General features: G+C 60.6%; 15 protein-coding genes. 5 read left to right on the forward strand and 10 right to left on the reverse strand.

The features are described from left to right. Positions 1-151: 151 nt before the first annotated feature. From AN476_RS05160 to pcaF, 9 genes are all read right to left on the reverse strand, one after another. Entirely contained in the window at positions 152-607 is a 456-nt protein-coding gene (locus AN476_RS05160; protein WP_054459912.1) for a universal stress protein, read from the reverse strand. A gap of 451 nt (positions 608-1,058) precedes the next feature. Next, positions 1,059-1,919, reverse strand: coding sequence for a branched-chain amino acid aminotransferase (locus AN476_RS05165; RefSeq protein ID WP_054459981.1), 861 nt, complete (start codon positions 1,917-1,919; stop codon positions 1,059-1,061). 230 nt (positions 1,920-2,149) lie between these two features. After that, on the reverse strand, positions 2,150-2,911 hold the full coding sequence (locus AN476_RS05170; protein WP_054459913.1) for a Phenylacetic acid catabolic protein: 762 nt from the start codon (positions 2,909-2,911) through the stop codon (positions 2,150-2,152). Between the two features lie 24 nt (positions 2,912-2,935). Further along, positions 2,936-4,009, reverse strand: a complete 1,074-nt coding sequence (locus AN476_RS05175; RefSeq protein ID WP_054459914.1) for a 2Fe-2S iron-sulfur cluster-binding protein — start codon at positions 4,007-4,009, stop codon at positions 2,936-2,938. A gap of 10 nt (positions 4,010-4,019) precedes the next feature. Beyond that, positions 4,020-4,493: a 1,2-phenylacetyl-CoA epoxidase subunit PaaD gene (gene paaD, locus AN476_RS05180; protein ID WP_054459915.1), complete on the reverse strand. Its 474-nt coding sequence runs from the start codon at positions 4,491-4,493 to the stop codon at positions 4,020-4,022. Between the two features lie 130 nt (positions 4,494-4,623). Continuing rightward, positions 4,624-5,397, reverse strand: a complete 774-nt coding sequence (gene paaC / locus AN476_RS05185; protein WP_054459916.1) for a 1,2-phenylacetyl-CoA epoxidase subunit PaaC — start codon at positions 5,395-5,397, stop codon at positions 4,624-4,626. After that, positions 5,397-5,681 carry a 1,2-phenylacetyl-CoA epoxidase subunit PaaB gene (paaB, locus tag AN476_RS05190; RefSeq protein WP_054459917.1) on the reverse strand — a complete coding sequence of 95 codons (285 nt, stop codon included), beginning with the start codon at positions 5,679-5,681 and terminating at the stop codon, positions 5,397-5,399. Before paaB ends, paaC begins: the two co-directional genes overlap by 1 nt. A 72-nt stretch (positions 5,682-5,753) precedes the next feature. Continuing rightward, complete coding sequence (gene paaA / locus AN476_RS05195) at positions 5,754-6,731, reverse strand: 1,2-phenylacetyl-CoA epoxidase subunit PaaA (protein ID WP_054459918.1); 978 nt, start codon at positions 6,729-6,731, stop codon at positions 5,754-5,756. 30 nt (positions 6,732-6,761) lie between these two features. Continuing rightward, positions 6,762-7,964 carry a 3-oxoadipyl-CoA thiolase gene (gene pcaF / locus AN476_RS05200; protein ID WP_054459919.1) on the reverse strand — a complete coding sequence of 401 codons (1,203 nt, stop codon included), beginning with the start codon at positions 7,962-7,964 and terminating at the stop codon, positions 6,762-6,764. A gap of 280 nt (positions 7,965-8,244) precedes the next feature. Between pcaF and AN476_RS05205 the strand changes: the two genes are divergently transcribed. The 5 genes from AN476_RS05205 (at position 8,245) to AN476_RS05225 (ending at position 15,619) form a co-directional block, all read left to right on the forward strand. After that, the gene (locus AN476_RS05205; RefSeq protein ID WP_054459920.1) at positions 8,245-10,041 is read left to right on the forward strand and encodes an acyclic terpene utilization AtuA family protein; all 1,797 of its coding nucleotides are present in this window, start codon (positions 8,245-8,247) and stop codon (positions 10,039-10,041) included. Positions 10,042-10,138: 97 nt separating this feature from the next. Next, entirely contained in the window at positions 10,139-11,755 is a 1,617-nt protein-coding gene (locus AN476_RS05210; protein ID WP_172684793.1) for an acyl-CoA carboxylase subunit beta, read from the forward strand. Positions 11,756-11,772: 17 nt separating this feature from the next. Continuing rightward, positions 11,773-13,755 (forward strand): acetyl-CoA carboxylase biotin carboxylase subunit, encoded by a 1,983-nt coding sequence (locus tag AN476_RS05215; RefSeq protein WP_054459982.1) that lies wholly within the window; start codon positions 11,773-11,775, stop codon positions 13,753-13,755. Beyond that, positions 13,752-14,888, forward strand: coding sequence for a nitronate monooxygenase (locus tag AN476_RS05220; RefSeq protein WP_054459922.1), 1,137 nt, complete (start codon positions 13,752-13,754; stop codon positions 14,886-14,888). The genes AN476_RS05215 and AN476_RS05220 overlap by 4 nt, the downstream gene beginning before the upstream one ends. A gap of 80 nt (positions 14,889-14,968) precedes the next feature. Beyond that, on the forward strand, positions 14,969-15,619 hold the full coding sequence (locus tag AN476_RS05225; RefSeq protein WP_054459923.1) for a GntR family transcriptional regulator: 651 nt from the start codon (positions 14,969-14,971) through the stop codon (positions 15,617-15,619). A 57-nt stretch (positions 15,620-15,676) separates the two neighbouring features. Here the strand turns inward: AN476_RS05225 and AN476_RS05230 are convergent, their stop codons facing one another. Continuing rightward, positions 15,677-16,393, reverse strand: coding sequence for a type 1 glutamine amidotransferase (locus AN476_RS05230; protein ID WP_054459924.1), 717 nt, complete (start codon positions 16,391-16,393; stop codon positions 15,677-15,679). Positions 16,394-16,465: the final 72 nt, after the last annotated feature.

Raw genomic sequence — 16,465 nt, forward strand, 5'->3', positions numbered from 1 at the left:
AAGTCAAGGTTTAGAATGATTCTAAACTAAAGCCCCATTTCGCGCAATCCCCTTTGCGCGCCTGAGCCCGGCGATTGTGGATCTCTGGTGGATCTGCCCGCCGAGGTCGCGGCTCAAGATCGCTCGCTAGAGGGGCGGAACTGGCGAGTTGTCAGGTGATGGCCTCCAGGCGGTCTTTCGACAGGTCCCCGGGCACAATTGTGATTGGAACTGGCAGGCTGCCAGAGGATTTGCTGAGTTGACTGACCAGAGGACCAGGGCCCTTTCGGTCGTCTCCTGCACCCAAGACCAAGACGCCAATTTCGGAATCGGCTTCGATCTGGCTCATGATTTCAGGAACAGCGTCCCCTTCACGTATGATCAGCTCTGGGTCAACGCCCTGGCGGTCCCGCATCCATTTTGCAAAGACTTCAAAATGGGCATGGATACGTTCGCGGGCTTCTTCCCGCATCACTTCACCGACGCCAATCCAGTGATTAAAATCATCCGGAGGGATGACGGAAAGAATAGCGACGCCGCCTCCTGTTTTTGCCGCACGCATCGCGGCAAAACGCATTGCGTTCAGACATTCACGGCTGTCATCCAGTACAACAAGGAATTTGCGCATTTTTGGCCTCTGGTTGCTCCATCGAGGATCATGACGCATTAGTCTCCGCGCAACAATAGCCCTGTTTCACTATCGCTGCGACACCGCTGGCAGATCCGAAGGCTTGCAGTGCCGCTTGGCTGCAGAGGGGGGAGCTCCCGCCTGCTCCATGGGATCTGCGATCCCATTCACAGTTGGGCCCGGCGCCGCTGGCGCGGCGCGGTCCCTGCTGTGATGTCGCTGCCTTTGTTTCAGCTCGGTTTCAGAGCCGAGGAGGGAGCCAGAGGCCCTTCGCGACAGTAGGAAGAGGGACGTCAGCTTTTCTGCACTCAACCGCAGAAAAGGGCGCTGCCGCGCCGTGCCTTGCACGGCGCCACCCCCAACGGGATCCCTGTGCCTCAAAGAGGCATTGGGGACGGGCGGGAGCATTTGCTTCCCTGTGCACAGCACCAAGCAAATGAAAGTGATGGTCTTACTGGCTTGCAGCCCAGTCCCAATAGAGTTCCCGCACCCGCTTTGCGACGGGGCCGATCTGGTAGCTGCGCTCATCAAACGTGGTGACCGGGGTGACCTTGCTCATATTGCCCGACATGAAAATTTCATCGGCCTCCTCAAAATCCCCTAGTCCCAGAACGGTCTCATGCACGGTGACCCCATCAGCGCGCAGGTTGGCGATATGACGGGCCCGGGTGATTCCGGCCAGAAAGGTGCCATTTGGAATCGGGGTAAAGACCTCCCCGTCACGCACCATAAAGATATTGGCGGTTGCGGTTTCTGCCACATTGCCCATGGCATCCAAGGCCAGTGCATTGCTGAAGCCCCGGCTCTGGGCCTCGCGCAGCATCCGCGCATTGTTGGGATAGAGACAGCCGGCCTTGGCATTGACGACCGCATTCTCCAGTACGGGGCGGCGAAACTGCGTGCGGGTCAGGGTTGCGCTGGCTTCGGCGGACGCCATGGTGATTTCCTCCAGGCAGAGCGCAAACTCTGTGCTTTCGGGGGCCGGAGCAATGGTTGTTGCATCCCCGCTCGTGGCCCAATACATCGGCCGGATGTAGACGGCGGCGCCCGGCGCAAAGCCCTGCAGCCCTTCCAAAGCGATCTCGACCATCGCGCTGGTTTCGAGGGTGGGGGACATCAACAGGGCCCTGGCCGAGGCATTGGTGCGAGCGCAGTGCAGATCCAGATCCGGGGTCATCCCATCAAAGAACCGCGCCCCGTCAAAGACCGAAGAGCCCAGCCACATGGCGTGATCTGCCCCCTTCATAAGGGCGACATCGCCATCGTGCCATGTGCCCTGAAAATAGGTGCGAATGTTTCTGCCTACGGCCATCATATCCCCCATCGCTTTGTTTGCGGCAAATCTAGGAGGGAAAAGGTCATAGGGCCAGACCTTTTTTGACAGGGTGTCCTGCCTTTGGCGGGCATTTGATCTTTGGCGGCAGAGCACCAGCGCAAGCAGCAGAAATAGCTGCGCGCTCCTGTTGGAGCGCGCAGAGTTGGCCTGTGTTTTGATCGAGGCTCATCCCGTTTTTGCTGGGCCAAGCGCAATCTGTCAAAGTTTTAGGCGGGCTGGGTCAGGCCCAGCTTTGCCAGTCTTGCACCGGCCTCTGCCTGCCAGCGGGTCTTCAGCTCGGCATTGGGAGTGCGGCGCAGCCCCATGGCTTTCAGACCGTCGAACTTCTCTGAGGCCTCACTGCCAAAGCTCGCGGCGACCCGCGGCCACCAATAGTCAATCGAAGCCTGCAGATCGCCTTTGCCGGCTTCTTGGATCAAGCGCTCCAGGCCTTCTTCGGCCAGCTCAGCGTGGCGGGCCTCAATCGGTGCCAGGGCGCGGAAGACTTCGGCGAGAGGCTGGTAGGAGACCAGAGAGAACTCGGCCAGCTGCACGGCAACGGCGCGTCCCATCAGCAGGTTCATCACCACCGCATCGGCCCAGCCTTCCAGCGGATAGTTAAACACGGCCAGCCGCATGTCGTGGTCCGAGCGTTGCTGTCCGATATCGGCGCCGCGCTCAAGCCGTGCAGTCCAGGGGTGGTGATCGGCGTAGCGTTCGGTATCGGCGCCAAACTCTCCCATGATGCGCAGGACGCGGTCGGCGTTGTCGCTCTTCTCCAGCACGATCTTGGCAGCGGCAATCCGGGCTTTGATGCCGGGACCCTCGTTGATGATTTCGGCAAAACCGGCGGCACCTGCCAGTTCACTGTCAACAAAGGTGGCCATCAACTTCAGCAGCGCGGCACGGTAGCGCGGCGGCACATTGGCAGGATTGCTCAACATGCCACCCTGGGCGAGATAGCTCTCGATGCTCATGTCTTCAGGCATGAAATATCCTTCCTCTTAAACGCGTTACTGATCGTAATCGACAACAACCCTGTCGGTGACCGGGAAGGCCTGACAGGAGAGCACATAGCCCTTTTCGACCTCGTAATCTTCCAGCGCATGGTTGGCGACCATATCCACTTCGCCCTCGATCACCTTGCAGCGGCAGGTCGAGCAGACCCCGGCCTTGCAGGCATAGGGCGCGTCCATGGCGTTTTCCAAAGCGGCGTCCAGAATGGTCATATCCTTGCCCATCTGCACCGTCTGGGTCGAGCCATCCAGGGTGATCGCTGCGGTGGCCTGATTGCCGGCACTAGCAGCATCGGTCGCGCCTTCTTTGCGCTTGGCGCGGCCGGGCTGGGCGCTGGCAAAGAGCTCAAACTTGATCTGGCTGTCGTCCAGACCTGCCGTGCGAAGGGCAGAGGCAATGCCCAGCATCATGGGTTCTGGCCCGCAGATAAAGGCGGTGTCGACGGATTTGATGTCGATCCAGTGCGCGAACAACTGGGCGCATTTCTCCTCAGTCACCAGTCCGGTGAACAGGTCAATCTCTTGGGCATCGGATTCCAGGATATGGATCACGTTGAAGCGACCCATGTAGATGTTCTTCAGATCTTCCAGCTCCTCGCGGAACATGATCGTGTTCACACCCTTGTTGGCATAGACCAGCGTAAAGCTGGACTCCGGCTCGGCTTCCAGGGTCGTCTTTAGGATCGACAGGACCGGGGTAACACCGGAACCGCCGGCAAAGCCAAGATAGTTCTTGGCCGTGCGCGCATCCAGAGGGGTAAAGAAGCTGCCCATGGGCGGCATTGCCTCCAGCATGTCGCCGGTCTGCAATTCCGTGTTGGCCCAGGTGGAGAAAGCCCCGCCATCGACCCGTTTGATGCCAACCTGCAGGAGGCCATCGCCCTTGCCGGCGCAGATCGAATAGCTGCGGCGCAGCTCTTCGCCATCAAAGTCGCGACGGAAGGTCAGGTACTGGCCTTGGGTGAAATCAAATTCCGCAGCCGCGCCATTGACGGGTTTTAGGGAAACCACAACCGCATCGCGGATGGTTTTGCGGACATCGGTAACTTCGAGTTGGTGGAAGCGCGCCATGGAGCTCTCCTCAGATGCACTTGAAATAATCAAAGGGTTCAAGACAGTCCTGGCAGCGCCAGTGAGCCTTGCAGGGGGTGGAGCCAAACTGGCTCACACGGGTGACGTTGGTGCTTTTGCAATTGGGGCAGCGTTCCGGCCCACCTGCCGCCTGCGGTGGGGCAATGCCAAACTCTTCCAGTTTGGCGCGGCCCTTCTCAGACATCCAATCGGTGGTCCAGGGTGGTGAGATCTGCGTCTTCAGCTGGATCTTGTCCAGGCCGTGCTCGCGTAGAGCGGTCTCAATATCGAGGTTGATGATCGCGGTTGCCGGGCAGCCGGAATAGGTCGGCGTGACAGCGACGACGAGCGTATCCTCTTGCCAGTCCACGCCACGAATGATGCCCAGATCCACAAGGCTGATCACCGGAATTTCAGGATCGGGCACGGCGTCAAGCCATTCCCAGATCTGGTCTACACTTGGCTGTTCATGTAATTGGCTCATGTGCGGTCCTCGTTGCGGTGTTTTTCCCGGCCGTGAGGCCGGGCAGCGCCCGACCCGCCCCTCGGGAGGGCGCTTTCGCACCCACCCAGGGGCAGGCGTTGCCTTCATTTCGTTTATTGCCAGTCCTGTTTTACCAGCTGGCGCCGGGATAGGCGCGCTGCAGCCACTGCATTTGGGTCAACAGATGGCCCAGATGCTCGGTGTGCATCTTGCCATTGCGCCCGCCCTTATGGGCAAAGCCGCTGTCGGGAATGTTCAGCGTGGCCTCTGCCAGCACCCGCCCGATCAGCGCGTCATAATCGGCGCGCAGTGATGCCGGGTCAGGCGCAATGCCCGCTTTGGCCATGGCGGCATCGACCTCATCTGAGACAAACATCTCACCCACATAGGGCCACAGATAGTCCAGCGCCGCCTGCATGTAGCCGTGGCTTTCCTCGGTGCCGTCGCCCAGACCCACAACCGTGTCGGCAGAGCGTTCCAGGTGATAGGCAACCTCTTTGCTGGTCTTGGCCGCGATGGCCGCGACGCGCTCATCTGAGGACTTCATCAGATGCCCCAGCTGGATCGAATGCCAGGCGTCAAACAGGAACTGGCGCATCAGGGTGCGGCCAAAATCTTCATTTGGAACCTCAACCAGCAGCACATTGCGAAAATCCCAGACGTCGCGCAAAAACGCCAGATCGTCAGCCGATTTCTCTTCGCCCTGAACTTCACCCGCCAGGCCCAGCCACATCTGGGTCTGACCAATCAGATCCAGCGCGGTATTTGCCAGGGCAATGTCCTCTTCCAGAACCGGAGAATGGCCACACCATTCGCTGACCCGGTGCCCCAGGATCAGGGTGTTGTCGCCCATGCGCAGCAGGAACTGAAACAGGGCCTCATTATCTGTGAGCGGCGCCGCCATTACATCGCTCCCACTTCGTCAGGAATGTCAAAGAAGGTCGGATGACGGTAGACCTTGCTCTCAGATGGCTCATACAGCGGGCCTTTGTCGCTGGGCGAAGAGGCTGCGATATTGTTGGCCTCAACCACCCAGATCGACACGCCTTCGTTGCGGCGGGTATAGACATCGCGGGCGTTCTTGATCGCCATTTCGGCGTCGGGCGCATGCAGCGAACCAACGTGACGGTGGCTCATGCCATGTTGACCGCGGATGAAGATTTCCCAGAGGGGCCATTCGTTTTTCATAGCTCAGTTCTCCTGGCTGTGGCGGCCCTGCGAGATCGGGCAGGGCGCATAATCGTTAGGTTACTTGGCTGCTTATTCGGCGGCGTGTTTGCGGGCGGCTTTCTTGCGGGCATGGGCCAGCAATCCGTCACGCACCCATTCCCCGTCTTTCCAGGCCTTGTTGCGGGCCGCGAGACGGTCGGTATTGCAGGGGCCGTTTCCCTTGATCACGTCAAAGAACTCGGACCAGTCGGGGTCGGAATAGTCATAGTGACCACGCTCTTCGTTCCATGTGATGCCTTCGTCCGGCAGGTCGAGCCCGAGGAATTCAATCTGTGGCACGGTCTGGTCGACGAATTTCTGACGCAGCTCGTCATTGGTGTTCATCTTGATCTTCCAGGCCATCGACTGGGTCGAATGCACGGAATCCGCATCCGAGGGCCCAAACATCATCAGGGCCGGGAACCAGAGGCGGTTGACCGCGTCCTGGGCCATTTTCTTCTGCGCGGGCGTGCCTGTCGCCATCTTGCGGATGGCGTCAAAGCCTTGGCGGGCATGGAAGCTCTCTTCTTTGCAGACCCGGATCATGGCGCGCGAATAGGGCCCAAAGGAAGTCCGCTGCAGCGGCACCTGGTTCATGATTGCCGCGCCATCTACCAGCCAGCCGACCGCGCCCATATCGGCCCAGTTCAGCGTTGGATAGTTGAAGATGGAGGAGTATTTCATCCGCCCGTCCAGCAGCATTTCGGTCAGCTCATCGCGGCTGACACCCAGCGTTTCGGCGGCGCAATATAGATACAGCCCATGACCGGCCTCATCCTGGACCTTGGCCAACAGGATCGCCTTGCGCTCCAGCGTGGGCGCGCGGGTGATCCAGTTGCCTTCGGGCAGCTGGCCGACGATTTCCGAGTGCGCGTGCTGACCGATCTGGCGGATCAAGGTCTTGCGATAGCCCGCAGGCATCCAGTCCTTGGGTTCGATCTTTTCTCCGGCATCAATGCGGGCCTGAAAGGCGGCCAGCTTTTCCGGATCATCGGTGCTCGCTTCGGATTGTACCATCTGTGCATACATGACTTGCTCCTCCCGTATAGGGTTGCTGGCTTAAACGCGTTCGAGGATCAGGGCGGTGCCCTGACCGACGCCGACACACATGGTGCACAGCGCATAGCGCCCACCGGTGCGTTGCAATTGATAGGCGGCTGTCAGCACCAAACGAGCGCCGGACATGCCAAGAGGGTGACCGATGGCGATGGCGCCACCGTTAGGATTCACATGGGGCGCATCATCAGCGACGCCCAATTCGCGCAGGGTGGCAAGACCCTGGCTTGCAAAGGCTTCGTTCAGCTCGATCACATCCATCTGCTCGATCGTCAGGCCGGTGCGGGCCAGAACCTTGCGAGTGGCAGGCACCGGGCCAATGCCCATGACGCGGGGCTCGACCCCGGCGGCGGCCATGCCGACGATGCGGGCCATGGGTTTGAGACCGTTTTTGGCGGCGGCGGCCTCGTTGGCCATCAGGATAGCGGCGGCCCCATCGTTGACACCAGAGGCATTGCCGGCGGTGACACTCAGGTCGGGGCCGTTGACGCCTTTGAGCTTGGCCAGCTTGTCGGCACCTGTGCCGGGGCGGGGGTGCTCGTCGGTGTCGACAACAACCGGATCGCCTTTGCGCTGGGGGACCGAGACCGGGGTGATTTCATCCCCAAAGATACCTGCTTCATGTGCCGCTGCCCAGCGGGCTTGGCTGCGGGCGGCAAAGGCGTCTTGGTCCGCGCGGTTGATGCCATAGTCCTCGGCAACATTGTCGGCGGTCTGTGGCATTGAATCAGTGCCATACATCGCCTGCATCTTCTTGTTGATAAAGCGCCAGCCGATGGTGGTGTCATAAACCGCATTGGCGCGGGTAAAGGCCGATGTTGCCTTGGGCATCACAAAGGGCGCGCGGCTCATGCTTTCGACACCGCCGGCGATGGCCATATCATAGTCGCCAGAACGGATCCCCCGCGAGGCCATGCCCACGGCGTCCATGCCAGAGGCGCAGAGCCGGTTGATGGTGGTGCCGGGCACATCCACCGGCAGGCCTGCCAGCAGCGCGGCCATACGGGCGACGTTGCGGTTGCTTTCGCCTGCCTGGTTGGCGTCGCCAAAGATCACATCATCAATGCTGGCCCAGTCCACCTGCGGGTTGCGGGCAACCAGCGCAGCAAGAGGTTCGGCTGCGAGGTCGTCGGTGCGCACCTGGCTCAGAGCGCCGCCGTAGCGGCCAATCGGGGTTCGGGTGGCATCGCAGATGAATGCATCCATGGTGTTCGCGTCTCCTGATTTGGCGGCAAAATAAGCCGACCGTTGGGTCGGTGTTAAGCATCTTGATGATTCGAGGCAAGTAAAACGTAACAGAATTATTCATGAATTGAGAATCGTGTAACGTGTTTCTCTCGCCTTGTTACTTCACGTCGTTTCTCGAGCGGTGTTGTTTTTGCTTGCGGCACGGGTAGGGCTTGTTCAGATTAAAACAGAACGATCGGTCTGTTGTGGCACTGCCAAGCCGTCCGACGATCTCGAGTTGGGCAGGCAGGAGGAAGACATGTCACAGGGGTTGCGCATTGGTGGCGCCAGCGGTTTTTGGGGAGATGCCAGTCAGGCCACGCCGCAGCTCTTGGCGGCGGGGGGGCTGGATTTTATTGTCTATGACTACCTGGCTGAAATCACCATGGCGATCCTGGCGCGGGCGCGCGCCAAAGACCCCGAAGCCGGCTATGCAACCGACTTTGTGACCACAGCCATGGCGCCAAATCTGGCTGAGATTGCACGGCAAGGGGTGCGGATCATCTCCAATGCCGGGGGCATGAACCCGGAAGCCTGTGCCAAAGCGCTGAGAGGCGAGGTTGAAAAACAGGGGCTCGCGCTCAAAGTGGCGGTGATCACCGGAGATGACCTGTTGGCGCAGCGCGACGCGATTGCAAGGCAGGCGCCACAAGACATGTTTCGCGGAACCTCGCTGCCGCCGGCGAACAAGATATCCAGTATCAATGCCTATCTGGGCGCCTTTCCCGTGGCGGCGGCGCTGGACCGTGCCGCAGATATTGTCCTTACCGGGCGCTGTGTCGACAGTGCCGTCACCCTAGGCGCGGCGATTCACCACTTTGGCTGGGGGCCCGATGATCTGGACGCGCTGGCAGGCGGCAGCCTCGCAGGGCATATTTTGGAATGCGGCCCGCAGGCCACCGGGGGAAACTTCACCGATTGGCGCGAGGTGGCGGATCGGCTGGTCGAGATCGGCTACCCGATTGCTGAAGTGTTTGAGGATGGCTCTTTTGAGGTGAGCAAGCCCGAGGGTTCAGGCGGCAAGGTCTCGCGCGGCACCGTGGGCGAGCAGATGCTCTACGAGATTGGCGATCCGCAAGCCTATCTGCTGCCTGATGTCGCCTGTGATTTCTCTCAGGTGACCCTCGAGGAGACAGGCCCTGACCGGGTGCGGGTGTCGGGCGCGCGCGGGCTGGGGGTGCCAGACAGTTACAAGACCTGCCTGACCTGGGCCGATGGCTATCGCTCTGGGCATATCTTTACCTTCTATGGGCTGGAGGCCGAGGCCAAGGCGCAGCATTTTGCCGATACGGTACTCAAACGTTGTCGCGCGACCCTGACGCGGCTGCAGGCCCCGGATTACACGGATGTCAGCATTGAATTACTGGGCGCCGAGAGCCAGTTTGGCGTCCTGCGCAGCTCAGAACCAGCGCGGGAGGTGGCGGTGAAGATCGCGCTGCGCCACCCGGATGCCCGGGCAGTCGGGCTGTTTCTGAAAGAGGCCACAGGGCTGGGGTTGGCCACACCTCCGGGGCTAAGTGGTTTTGCCGGGGCGCGGCCCAAGCCTTCGCCTGTTTTGGCGCTATTCTCCTATCTGACACCCAAGGATCAGGTCCGGGTGCAAATAACGGATGAGGCAGGAGTTCTGGACTGGTCTCCGGCGCCGGGACCCGCAGCCGTTGCCGCGGATTTGGTTCAGGTGCCAGACGCTCCCAAACCTGCGCGGATTGTCGAAGTGCCCTTGGTCGATCTGGCCTGGGCCCGAAGCGGCGACAAGGGAGATATCGCCAATATCGGCGTCATGGCCCGTGATCCGGCGTGTATGCCCTGGATTTGGGCGGGGCTGACGCCCGCGCATCTGCAGAAAGTCTATGGCCATTTCTGTGATGGCGAGATTGAGCGTTTCTATCTGCCGGGGTCGGCCTCGATGAACATTCTGCTGCATGGTGCTTTGGGCGGTGGTGGTACTTCATCACTGCGCAATGATCCGCAGGCAAAGGGGTATGGTCAGTTGCTTTTGGCCGTGCCGATTGCGGTGGATGCAGATCTGTTGGCGCGGCTGCAGGGGCAGGAATGATGTATCACAAAAAAACAAGACCACGGGCCACTGGGCAGGCAGGCAATGCCGCCGTGCCTGGGCTTCGCAAAATCTATCCGATGAGTAGGACATGCCGATGAAGGCTTTTGAAAGCAGGATCAATACATCCAGTGACAGCTTTGCCCAGAACCGGGCTGATATGCTGGCGCAGGTCGAGCGGATGCGCACCTTGGAAGCCCGCGCCGCAGCCAAATCGGAACAGCGCCGCCCGGTCTTTGACAAGCGCGGCCAGCTGTCGCCGCGTGAGAGGCTGGCGGCGCTGCTGGATCCCGGCATGCCCTTTGTCGAGCTCTACAACATGGCCTCCTATCTGGTGGATGATCCAAACCCTGAGACGTCTATTCCGGGAGCTTCGATCCTCTTGGGGATCGGCTATGTTTCGGGGGTGCGCTGCATGGTCTTTGTTGATGATGCGGGCATCAATGCTGGCGCGATGACGGGGAAATCGGTGGATAAGGCGCTGGGCGCGATCGACATCGCCCTAAAGCAGAAACTGCCCTTTGTGCATCTGGTCGAAAGCGCCGGGGCTGATCTCACACGCTACACGGTTGAGCTTTGGGCTCATGGCGGCGGCATGTTCGCCGGTTTGGCGCGGCTCTCGGCGGCGGGCAATCCGGTGATCACCGTGCTGCACGGGGCCTCGACCGCGGGCGGCGCCTATCAGCCGGGTCTGTCGGACTATGTGATCGGGGTCAAAGGCAACGGTATGGCGATGCTGGCCGGGGCCGCGCTGGTGCAGGCGGCCACGGGCGAGATAGCCAAGGACGCGGATCTGGGGGGCGCGGAGATGCACGCCGAGATCACCGGCCTGGTGGAGTATCTGGCCGAGGATGATGCCCATGGGCTGGAAATCGCCCGTGATGTGGTTGCGGGGCTTGGCTGGCAGAGCTGCGCCAACGCGCCGATGGCCTACGACGCGCCCAAGTATGAGCCCGAGCAACTGGCCGGGGCCATTCCCGCCGATTATCGCAAACCCTACGACATGCGCGAGCTGGCCGCGCGGCTGGTGGATGGCTCGCGTTTGCGCGATTTCAAACCGCATTACGGCCCCGCCCTGGTCTGTTTGCAGGCCCATATCATGGGGCAGCCCGTTGGTATCCTGGGCAACAACGGCCCGATTGATCCCGATGGCGCAACCAAGGCGACCCATTTCCTGCAGGCGATGGATCAGGCGGGCACCCCGGTGATCTTTCTGGGCAATACCACGGGCTATATGGTTGGCACCGCCTATGAGCGCGCAGGCATGATCAAACATGGCTCCAAGATGATCCAGGCGGTGACCAATCTGCGGGTGCCCAAGATCTCGCTCTATACCGGGGCCAGTTTTGGCGCGGGCAACTACGGCATGTGTGGCCATGCTTTTGGCGCCGATTTCCTGTTCACCTGGCCCAATGCCATGACGGGTGTGATGGGCGGCGAACAGGCGGCCCTGACCATGGAACAGGTGGCGCGGCGCACGGCGGAGCGTAAGGGTGTTGAAGTGGATGAAGCCCGCTTGGCCAAGCAGAGCGCCGGGATCGCGGCGCATTTTGACAACCAGTCTGATGCGTTTTTCACCTCCGGGCGCATGCTTGACATGGGGATGATCGACCCGCGCGACAGCCGCATGGTGATTGGCTTTTGCCTGGCCACCTGCATCGAGGCACGTCGTCGTGACCTCAACCCCAATGCCTTTGGCGTGGGGCGGGCCTGATGGGAGAGGACCAGACAATGGCACAGTTTAACTCAATCCTGGTGGCCAATCGCGGCGAGATCGCCCTGCGTGTCATGCGCACAGCGCGTGCGATGGGGATCAAATGTATCGCGGTCTACACCGAGGCCGATGCCCAAAGCCCCCATGTCGTCTTTGCCGATCAAGCCGTTTGCATTGGCGCAGGCCCTGTGGGGGATAGCTATCTCAATGCGGCCAAGGTCCTGGCGGCGGCCAAGGAAACAGGGGCGCAGGCGGTGCATCCCGGCTATGGCTTCCTGTCGGAGAGCGCCGAATTCGCCGCGGCCTGCACCGAGGCAGGCCTTACCTTTATTGGCCCCAGCGCCGAGGCCATTGCCCTGATGGGGAACAAGGCAGCCGCGAAACGCCGGATGATCGAAGCCGGGGTGCCCTGCGTCCCCGGCTATGAAGGAGCGGATCAATCTCCTGTGGTGTTGCAGGCCGAGGCGGCAAAGATAGGCTATCCGGTGATGATCAAGGCCGCAGCGGGCGGCGGTGGCCGTGGCATGCGGCTGGTCACTTCGGAGGTCGATTTTGCAGTGGCGCTGGAGCTGGCCAAAAGCGAAGCGCTGTCGGCCTTTGGCTCGGAGGAGATGATCCTGGAAAAGGCGGTGATGCGCCCGCGTCACGTAGAGATCCAGGTCTTTGCCGATGCATCGGGCCATACCATCCACCTGGGGGAGCGCGACTGTTCGGTGCAGCGCCGCCACCAAAAAGTGGTGGAGGAAGCCCCCTGTCCGGTGATGACGCCAGATCTGCGCGCTGAGATGGGGGCTGCCGCCGTGGAAGCCGCCCGCGCGATCAACTATCTGGGCGCCGGAACGGTGGAGTTCCTGCTGGACGAAAGCGGCGCTTTCTATTTCCTGGAGATGAACACCCGCCTGCAGGTGGAACACCCCGTCACGGAGATGGTCACTGGGCTTGATCTGGTGGCGCTGCAAATTCGCACGGCGCGCGGTCAGGCGCTGGGCGTGGCACAGGATGATGTGACCCTGAAGGGCCATGCCATCGAGGTGCGGCTTTATGCCGAGGATCCCGGCCAGGGGTTCTTGCCTCAATCCGGGCAGATTCACCATTGGCAGCCTGCCACAGGGGCGGGCATCCGGGTGGATGCGGGCATTGTTTCGGGGCAGGAGGTTTCGGCCTTTTATGATCCGATGCTGGCCAAACTCATCGCCCATGGGGCGTCCCGTTCAGAGGCGCTGGAGCGGCTGATTACGGCGTTGGGTGACACCGTAATTTTTGGACCGGCCTGCAACCGCGATTTCCTGATGGATGTCCTGGGCCATGCCGAGTTTGCCCAAGGGGCGGCGACGACCAGCTTTATTGGCGATCACTTTGATCCACTGGTTCCGTCCAAAATCACCAGCGCTGATTTGGCACTGGCGGCGACATTGATTTATCGCGCAGATCAGGCAGCATTGGCCAAGCAGGCAGAGACCCCGGCAGAGCTGATGGGGTGGTCCAGTCAAGGCGCTTTGCAGGCGCGGATGGTGCTGGAGGAAGCTGGCGAGCGGGCGACAGTGCTGCTGCGCGAGAGCCGCGATGGCATTCAGGTACAGGTTGGTGAAGTGGAACATCTTCTGCAACAGCAGGGCGATTGCCTGCGGCTGGATGGGCTGCGTATGGATCTGCGCAGCCATCTGATGGTCGGGGATGATCTGTTTCTCGCCACCGGCAGGCGGCTGATGAAAGTGACCCGACAGCGGGCTGGGGCCAGAGCTGCTACTGCGGCTGGTGGTGGTGAAACGCGCGCCCCGATGCACGGCAATCTGCTGGAGCTCTGCGTCCGCGCTGGGGACCCGGTTGAGATGGGCACCCGACTGGCGGTGTTGGAGGCGATGAAGATGCAGCATGAGATTCTGGCCGAGGTGGCAGGAACCGTGCGCGAGGTGGCTGTCACGGCGCCAAGCCAGGTGAAGGCGGGCGATCTTTTGGTGCAGATTGAACAGGCAAAGCCGACACAGGAGAACAAGGGATGAACTCGGAACTTTGTAAACGGCTTGGAATTGCGTTTCCGCTTTTTGCTTTTTCTCATTGCCGCGATGTGGTGGCAGCGGTCACCAATGCCGGTGGTATGGGGGTCTTTGGCGCCGCCATGATGTCGCCAGAGGAGCTGGAAGAAGAGCTGAGTTGGATTGATGCACATGTGAATGGGAAACCCTATGGTGTTGACCTTATCGTGCCCAATAAGTTTGAGGCCAAGGGGGAAGACATTCCCGACGCCGCCATCCTGGCCATGGTGCCTGAGGGGCATAAGGATTTTGCAGATGACGTGATGCAGAAACACGGGGTTGAACCCGGAGACCTCGATCCGGTGCGGGCCGAGCAGCTGGTGTTTCGTGAAAACATCAGCGCCGAGGGGGCGCGGCGCAGTCTGGATGTGGCCTTTTCTCATCCAATTGCTCTGATCGCCAATGCGCTGGGCCTGCCGCCGCAGGAGATGCTGGAGCGCGGCAAGGCGCAGGGGGTCGCGGTCGGCGCGCTAGTGGGCACGGCAGAACATGCCCGCGCCCAGGTTGCGGCGGGTGTGGATGTGATCATTGCCGCCGGCGGTGAGGCCGGGGGGCATACCGGAGAGATTTCTACCATGGTACTGGTGCCGGAGGTGGTGCAGGCCATTGCAGGCTCCGGCATTCCGGTCTTGGCCGCAGGCGGTATTGCCACCGGCAGTCAGATGGCCGCAGCCATGGCCATGGGGGCAGCAGGGGCCTGGTGTGGTTCGGTTTGGCTGACCACGGCAGAGGCGGAAACCAATCCAGTGGTGAAGGAAAAGATGCTGGCGGCCAGCAGTCGCGACACCGTGCGCTCACGCTCGCGCACCGGCAAGCCCTCGCGCCAGCTGGTCAGCGCCTGGACCGAGGCCTGGGAAGGTAAGGGCGCGCCCACACCGCTGCCGATGCCATTGCAGACCCTAGTGTCAGAGCCCGCGCTGCACCGGATTGATCTGATGTCCCAGAAGGGCCATGTCGGCGCGCAGGATCTGGCCACCTATTGGGTTGGCCAGGGGGTTGGTTTGATGAACCAGGCCATGTCGGCAGGTGCTGTGGTGCAGGATTTCAAAGAGGATTTTCTGACCGCATTTGAGCGGCTTGGGGCGCTGTTGGAGGACTAGCTCAGCGGTCGCTTTGTTGCCTTGTCCCGGCCTGCCACCTATGGTCAATCCGGGACTTGTAGCGGAAAGAGGCAACACCAGTGGCAGGGCAGAGCGAAGGGCTATTGAATGCGATTCTTGCCGATATCGATGCGGGACAGTTGAACCCGGGAGATGTGCTGGACGAGATCGGACTGGCGCAGCGGCATTCGGTGTCGCGCACGCCAATCCGTGAGGTCCTTATTCAGCTGGAGGCTGCCGGCCTGATCCGGCGCCTGCCCCGCAAAGGGGCGGTGCTGTTCAAGCCGAGCCTGGAAGAGTTTCTGGCTATTCTGGAGGTGCATGCAAACCTGGAAGGTCAGGCGGCTGGCTTGGCCGCCCGGCGGATGACCCAGGGGCAAAGACAGGAATTGGAGCGGGTGGTGCAGGCCTGTGAAGCTCATGCCGCGAAGAAAGGCGATGGAGATCCCAATGGCTACTATCAGCTGAACCTGCAGTTTCATGCGGGCGTTGCCTTTGGGGCCGGGAACCCGTTCTTGGTCGAGATGATCAAGACCAATGCACGTAAGCTGATGGCCTATTACCGGGCGCGCTATCAATATCCGGGATCAATTGCGCAATCCGCAAAGGAGCACCGCGAGATAGCCGAGTTGATCTATGCCCATAACGAGCCAGAGGCGGAGCGGCGTATGATCCAGCATGTGCAATTTGATCAGGTGACCGTGATGGATCTGCTCGCGGCGCTGGGTTGAAGCGGGCTTTTGCCTCCGGCGGGCATATTTTTGGCCAAATGAAGGGGGCTGACTTTGCTAGAGTGGCGCTCTGGATGTTTGTTCAAAGAAGCAGGCGAGGCATTCTGCAAAGGCGGTTTGATCTGCCAATATGGCAAGGCTGGCTTTGGCCTGGGAGTAGAGATCTGGACCCAACTCGGTGCGCATCTCCTCAGTAAGGGCCGCGATGAAGTCTGGGCTCATTTCCGGGTGATGCTGGCTGGTCCAGATTTGACGTCCAATGCAAAAGCCGGCGTTGAGCCCGGTACTGGTCGCCCATTCCTGGGCCTGTTGAGGCAGTTTGCTGACATATTCGCTATGTGAGCCATAGAGGCTGAATTCTGTCTCAAGCTGCTGCGCCCAGGGCAAGGTTGCACATGATTGATTGGGGATAAGGCCGTGCACCCAGCCATTTGGGTTTTTCGCCACAGCCCCCCCCAAAGCGAGAGCAATGGCCTGGTGTCCAAAGCAGGCGCCAAAGAGCGGAAACCGGATTTCGTGCATCTGCTGGATGAGGGTCAGCAGCGGCGCAATCCAGGGCAGGCCGCTTCGGGTGGATGCCGGACTGCCGGTGATCATGGCGCCGTCAAAGGCGGTTATGTCTGATGGGAACTGCCCTTGGTGTGTTTGAAATACCGTCGTCAACCAATCTGGTCGGACCAAATGGATCAGCCGCGTGAATTTTTCACCATCCAAAGGGTGCTGGGCGGCAAAGGGGCTTGTGTCTGTATTGGTGACCAGAATTGCTAAGTGCATGTTTGGGCTCTGAAGTTTTATATTTACATATTTATGGGGTCTAATAATATACACAAAGCAACCATTCGGGAA

It is taken from the genome of Phaeobacter sp. 11ANDIMAR09, from assembly GCF_001294455.1.
Classification (GTDB): Bacteria; Pseudomonadota; Alphaproteobacteria; order Rhodobacterales; family Rhodobacteraceae; genus Pseudophaeobacter.

Excerpts from the sequence above, each read along its gene's own strand:
- paaD (WP_054459915.1), bottom strand. The coding sequence starts at position 4,493 with ATGAGCCAATTACATGAACAGCCAAGTGTAGACCAGATCTGGGAATGG.
- AN476_RS05220 (WP_054459922.1), top strand. The coding sequence starts at position 13,752 with ATGAACTCGGAACTTTGTAAACGGCTTGGAATTGCGTTTCCGCTTTTT.
- paaB (WP_054459917.1), bottom strand. The coding sequence starts at position 5,681 with ATGAAAAACGAATGGCCCCTCTGGGAAATCTTCATCCGCGGTCAACAT.
- AN476_RS05215 (WP_054459982.1), top strand. The coding sequence starts at position 11,773 with ATGGCACAGTTTAACTCAATCCTGGTGGCCAATCGCGGCGAGATCGCC.
- AN476_RS05175 (WP_054459914.1), bottom strand. The coding sequence starts at position 4,009 with ATGGCGCGCTTCCACCAACTCGAAGTTACCGATGTCCGCAAAACCATC.
- AN476_RS05170 (WP_054459913.1), bottom strand. The coding sequence starts at position 2,911 with ATGCCTGAAGACATGAGCATCGAGAGCTATCTCGCCCAGGGTGGCATG.
- AN476_RS05160 (WP_054459912.1), bottom strand. The coding sequence starts at position 607 with ATGCGCAAATTCCTTGTTGTACTGGATGACAGCCGTGAATGTCTGAAC.
- AN476_RS05165 (WP_054459981.1), bottom strand. The coding sequence starts at position 1,919 with ATGGCCGTAGGCAGAAACATTCGCACCTATTTTCAGGGCACATGGCAC.
- AN476_RS05205 (WP_054459920.1), top strand. The coding sequence starts at position 8,245 with ATGTCACAGGGGTTGCGCATTGGTGGCGCCAGCGGTTTTTGGGGAGAT.
- paaA (WP_054459918.1), bottom strand. The coding sequence starts at position 6,731 with ATGTATGCACAGATGGTACAATCCGAAGCGAGCACCGATGATCCGGAA.
- pcaF (WP_054459919.1), bottom strand. The coding sequence starts at position 7,964 with ATGGATGCATTCATCTGCGATGCCACCCGAACCCCGATTGGCCGCTAC.
- AN476_RS05210 (WP_172684793.1), top strand. The coding sequence starts at position 10,139 with ATGAAGGCTTTTGAAAGCAGGATCAATACATCCAGTGACAGCTTTGCC.
- AN476_RS05230 (WP_054459924.1), bottom strand. The coding sequence starts at position 16,393 with ATGCACTTAGCAATTCTGGTCACCAATACAGACACAAGCCCCTTTGCC.
- paaC (WP_054459916.1), bottom strand. The coding sequence starts at position 5,397 with ATGGCGGCGCCGCTCACAGATAATGAGGCCCTGTTTCAGTTCCTGCTG.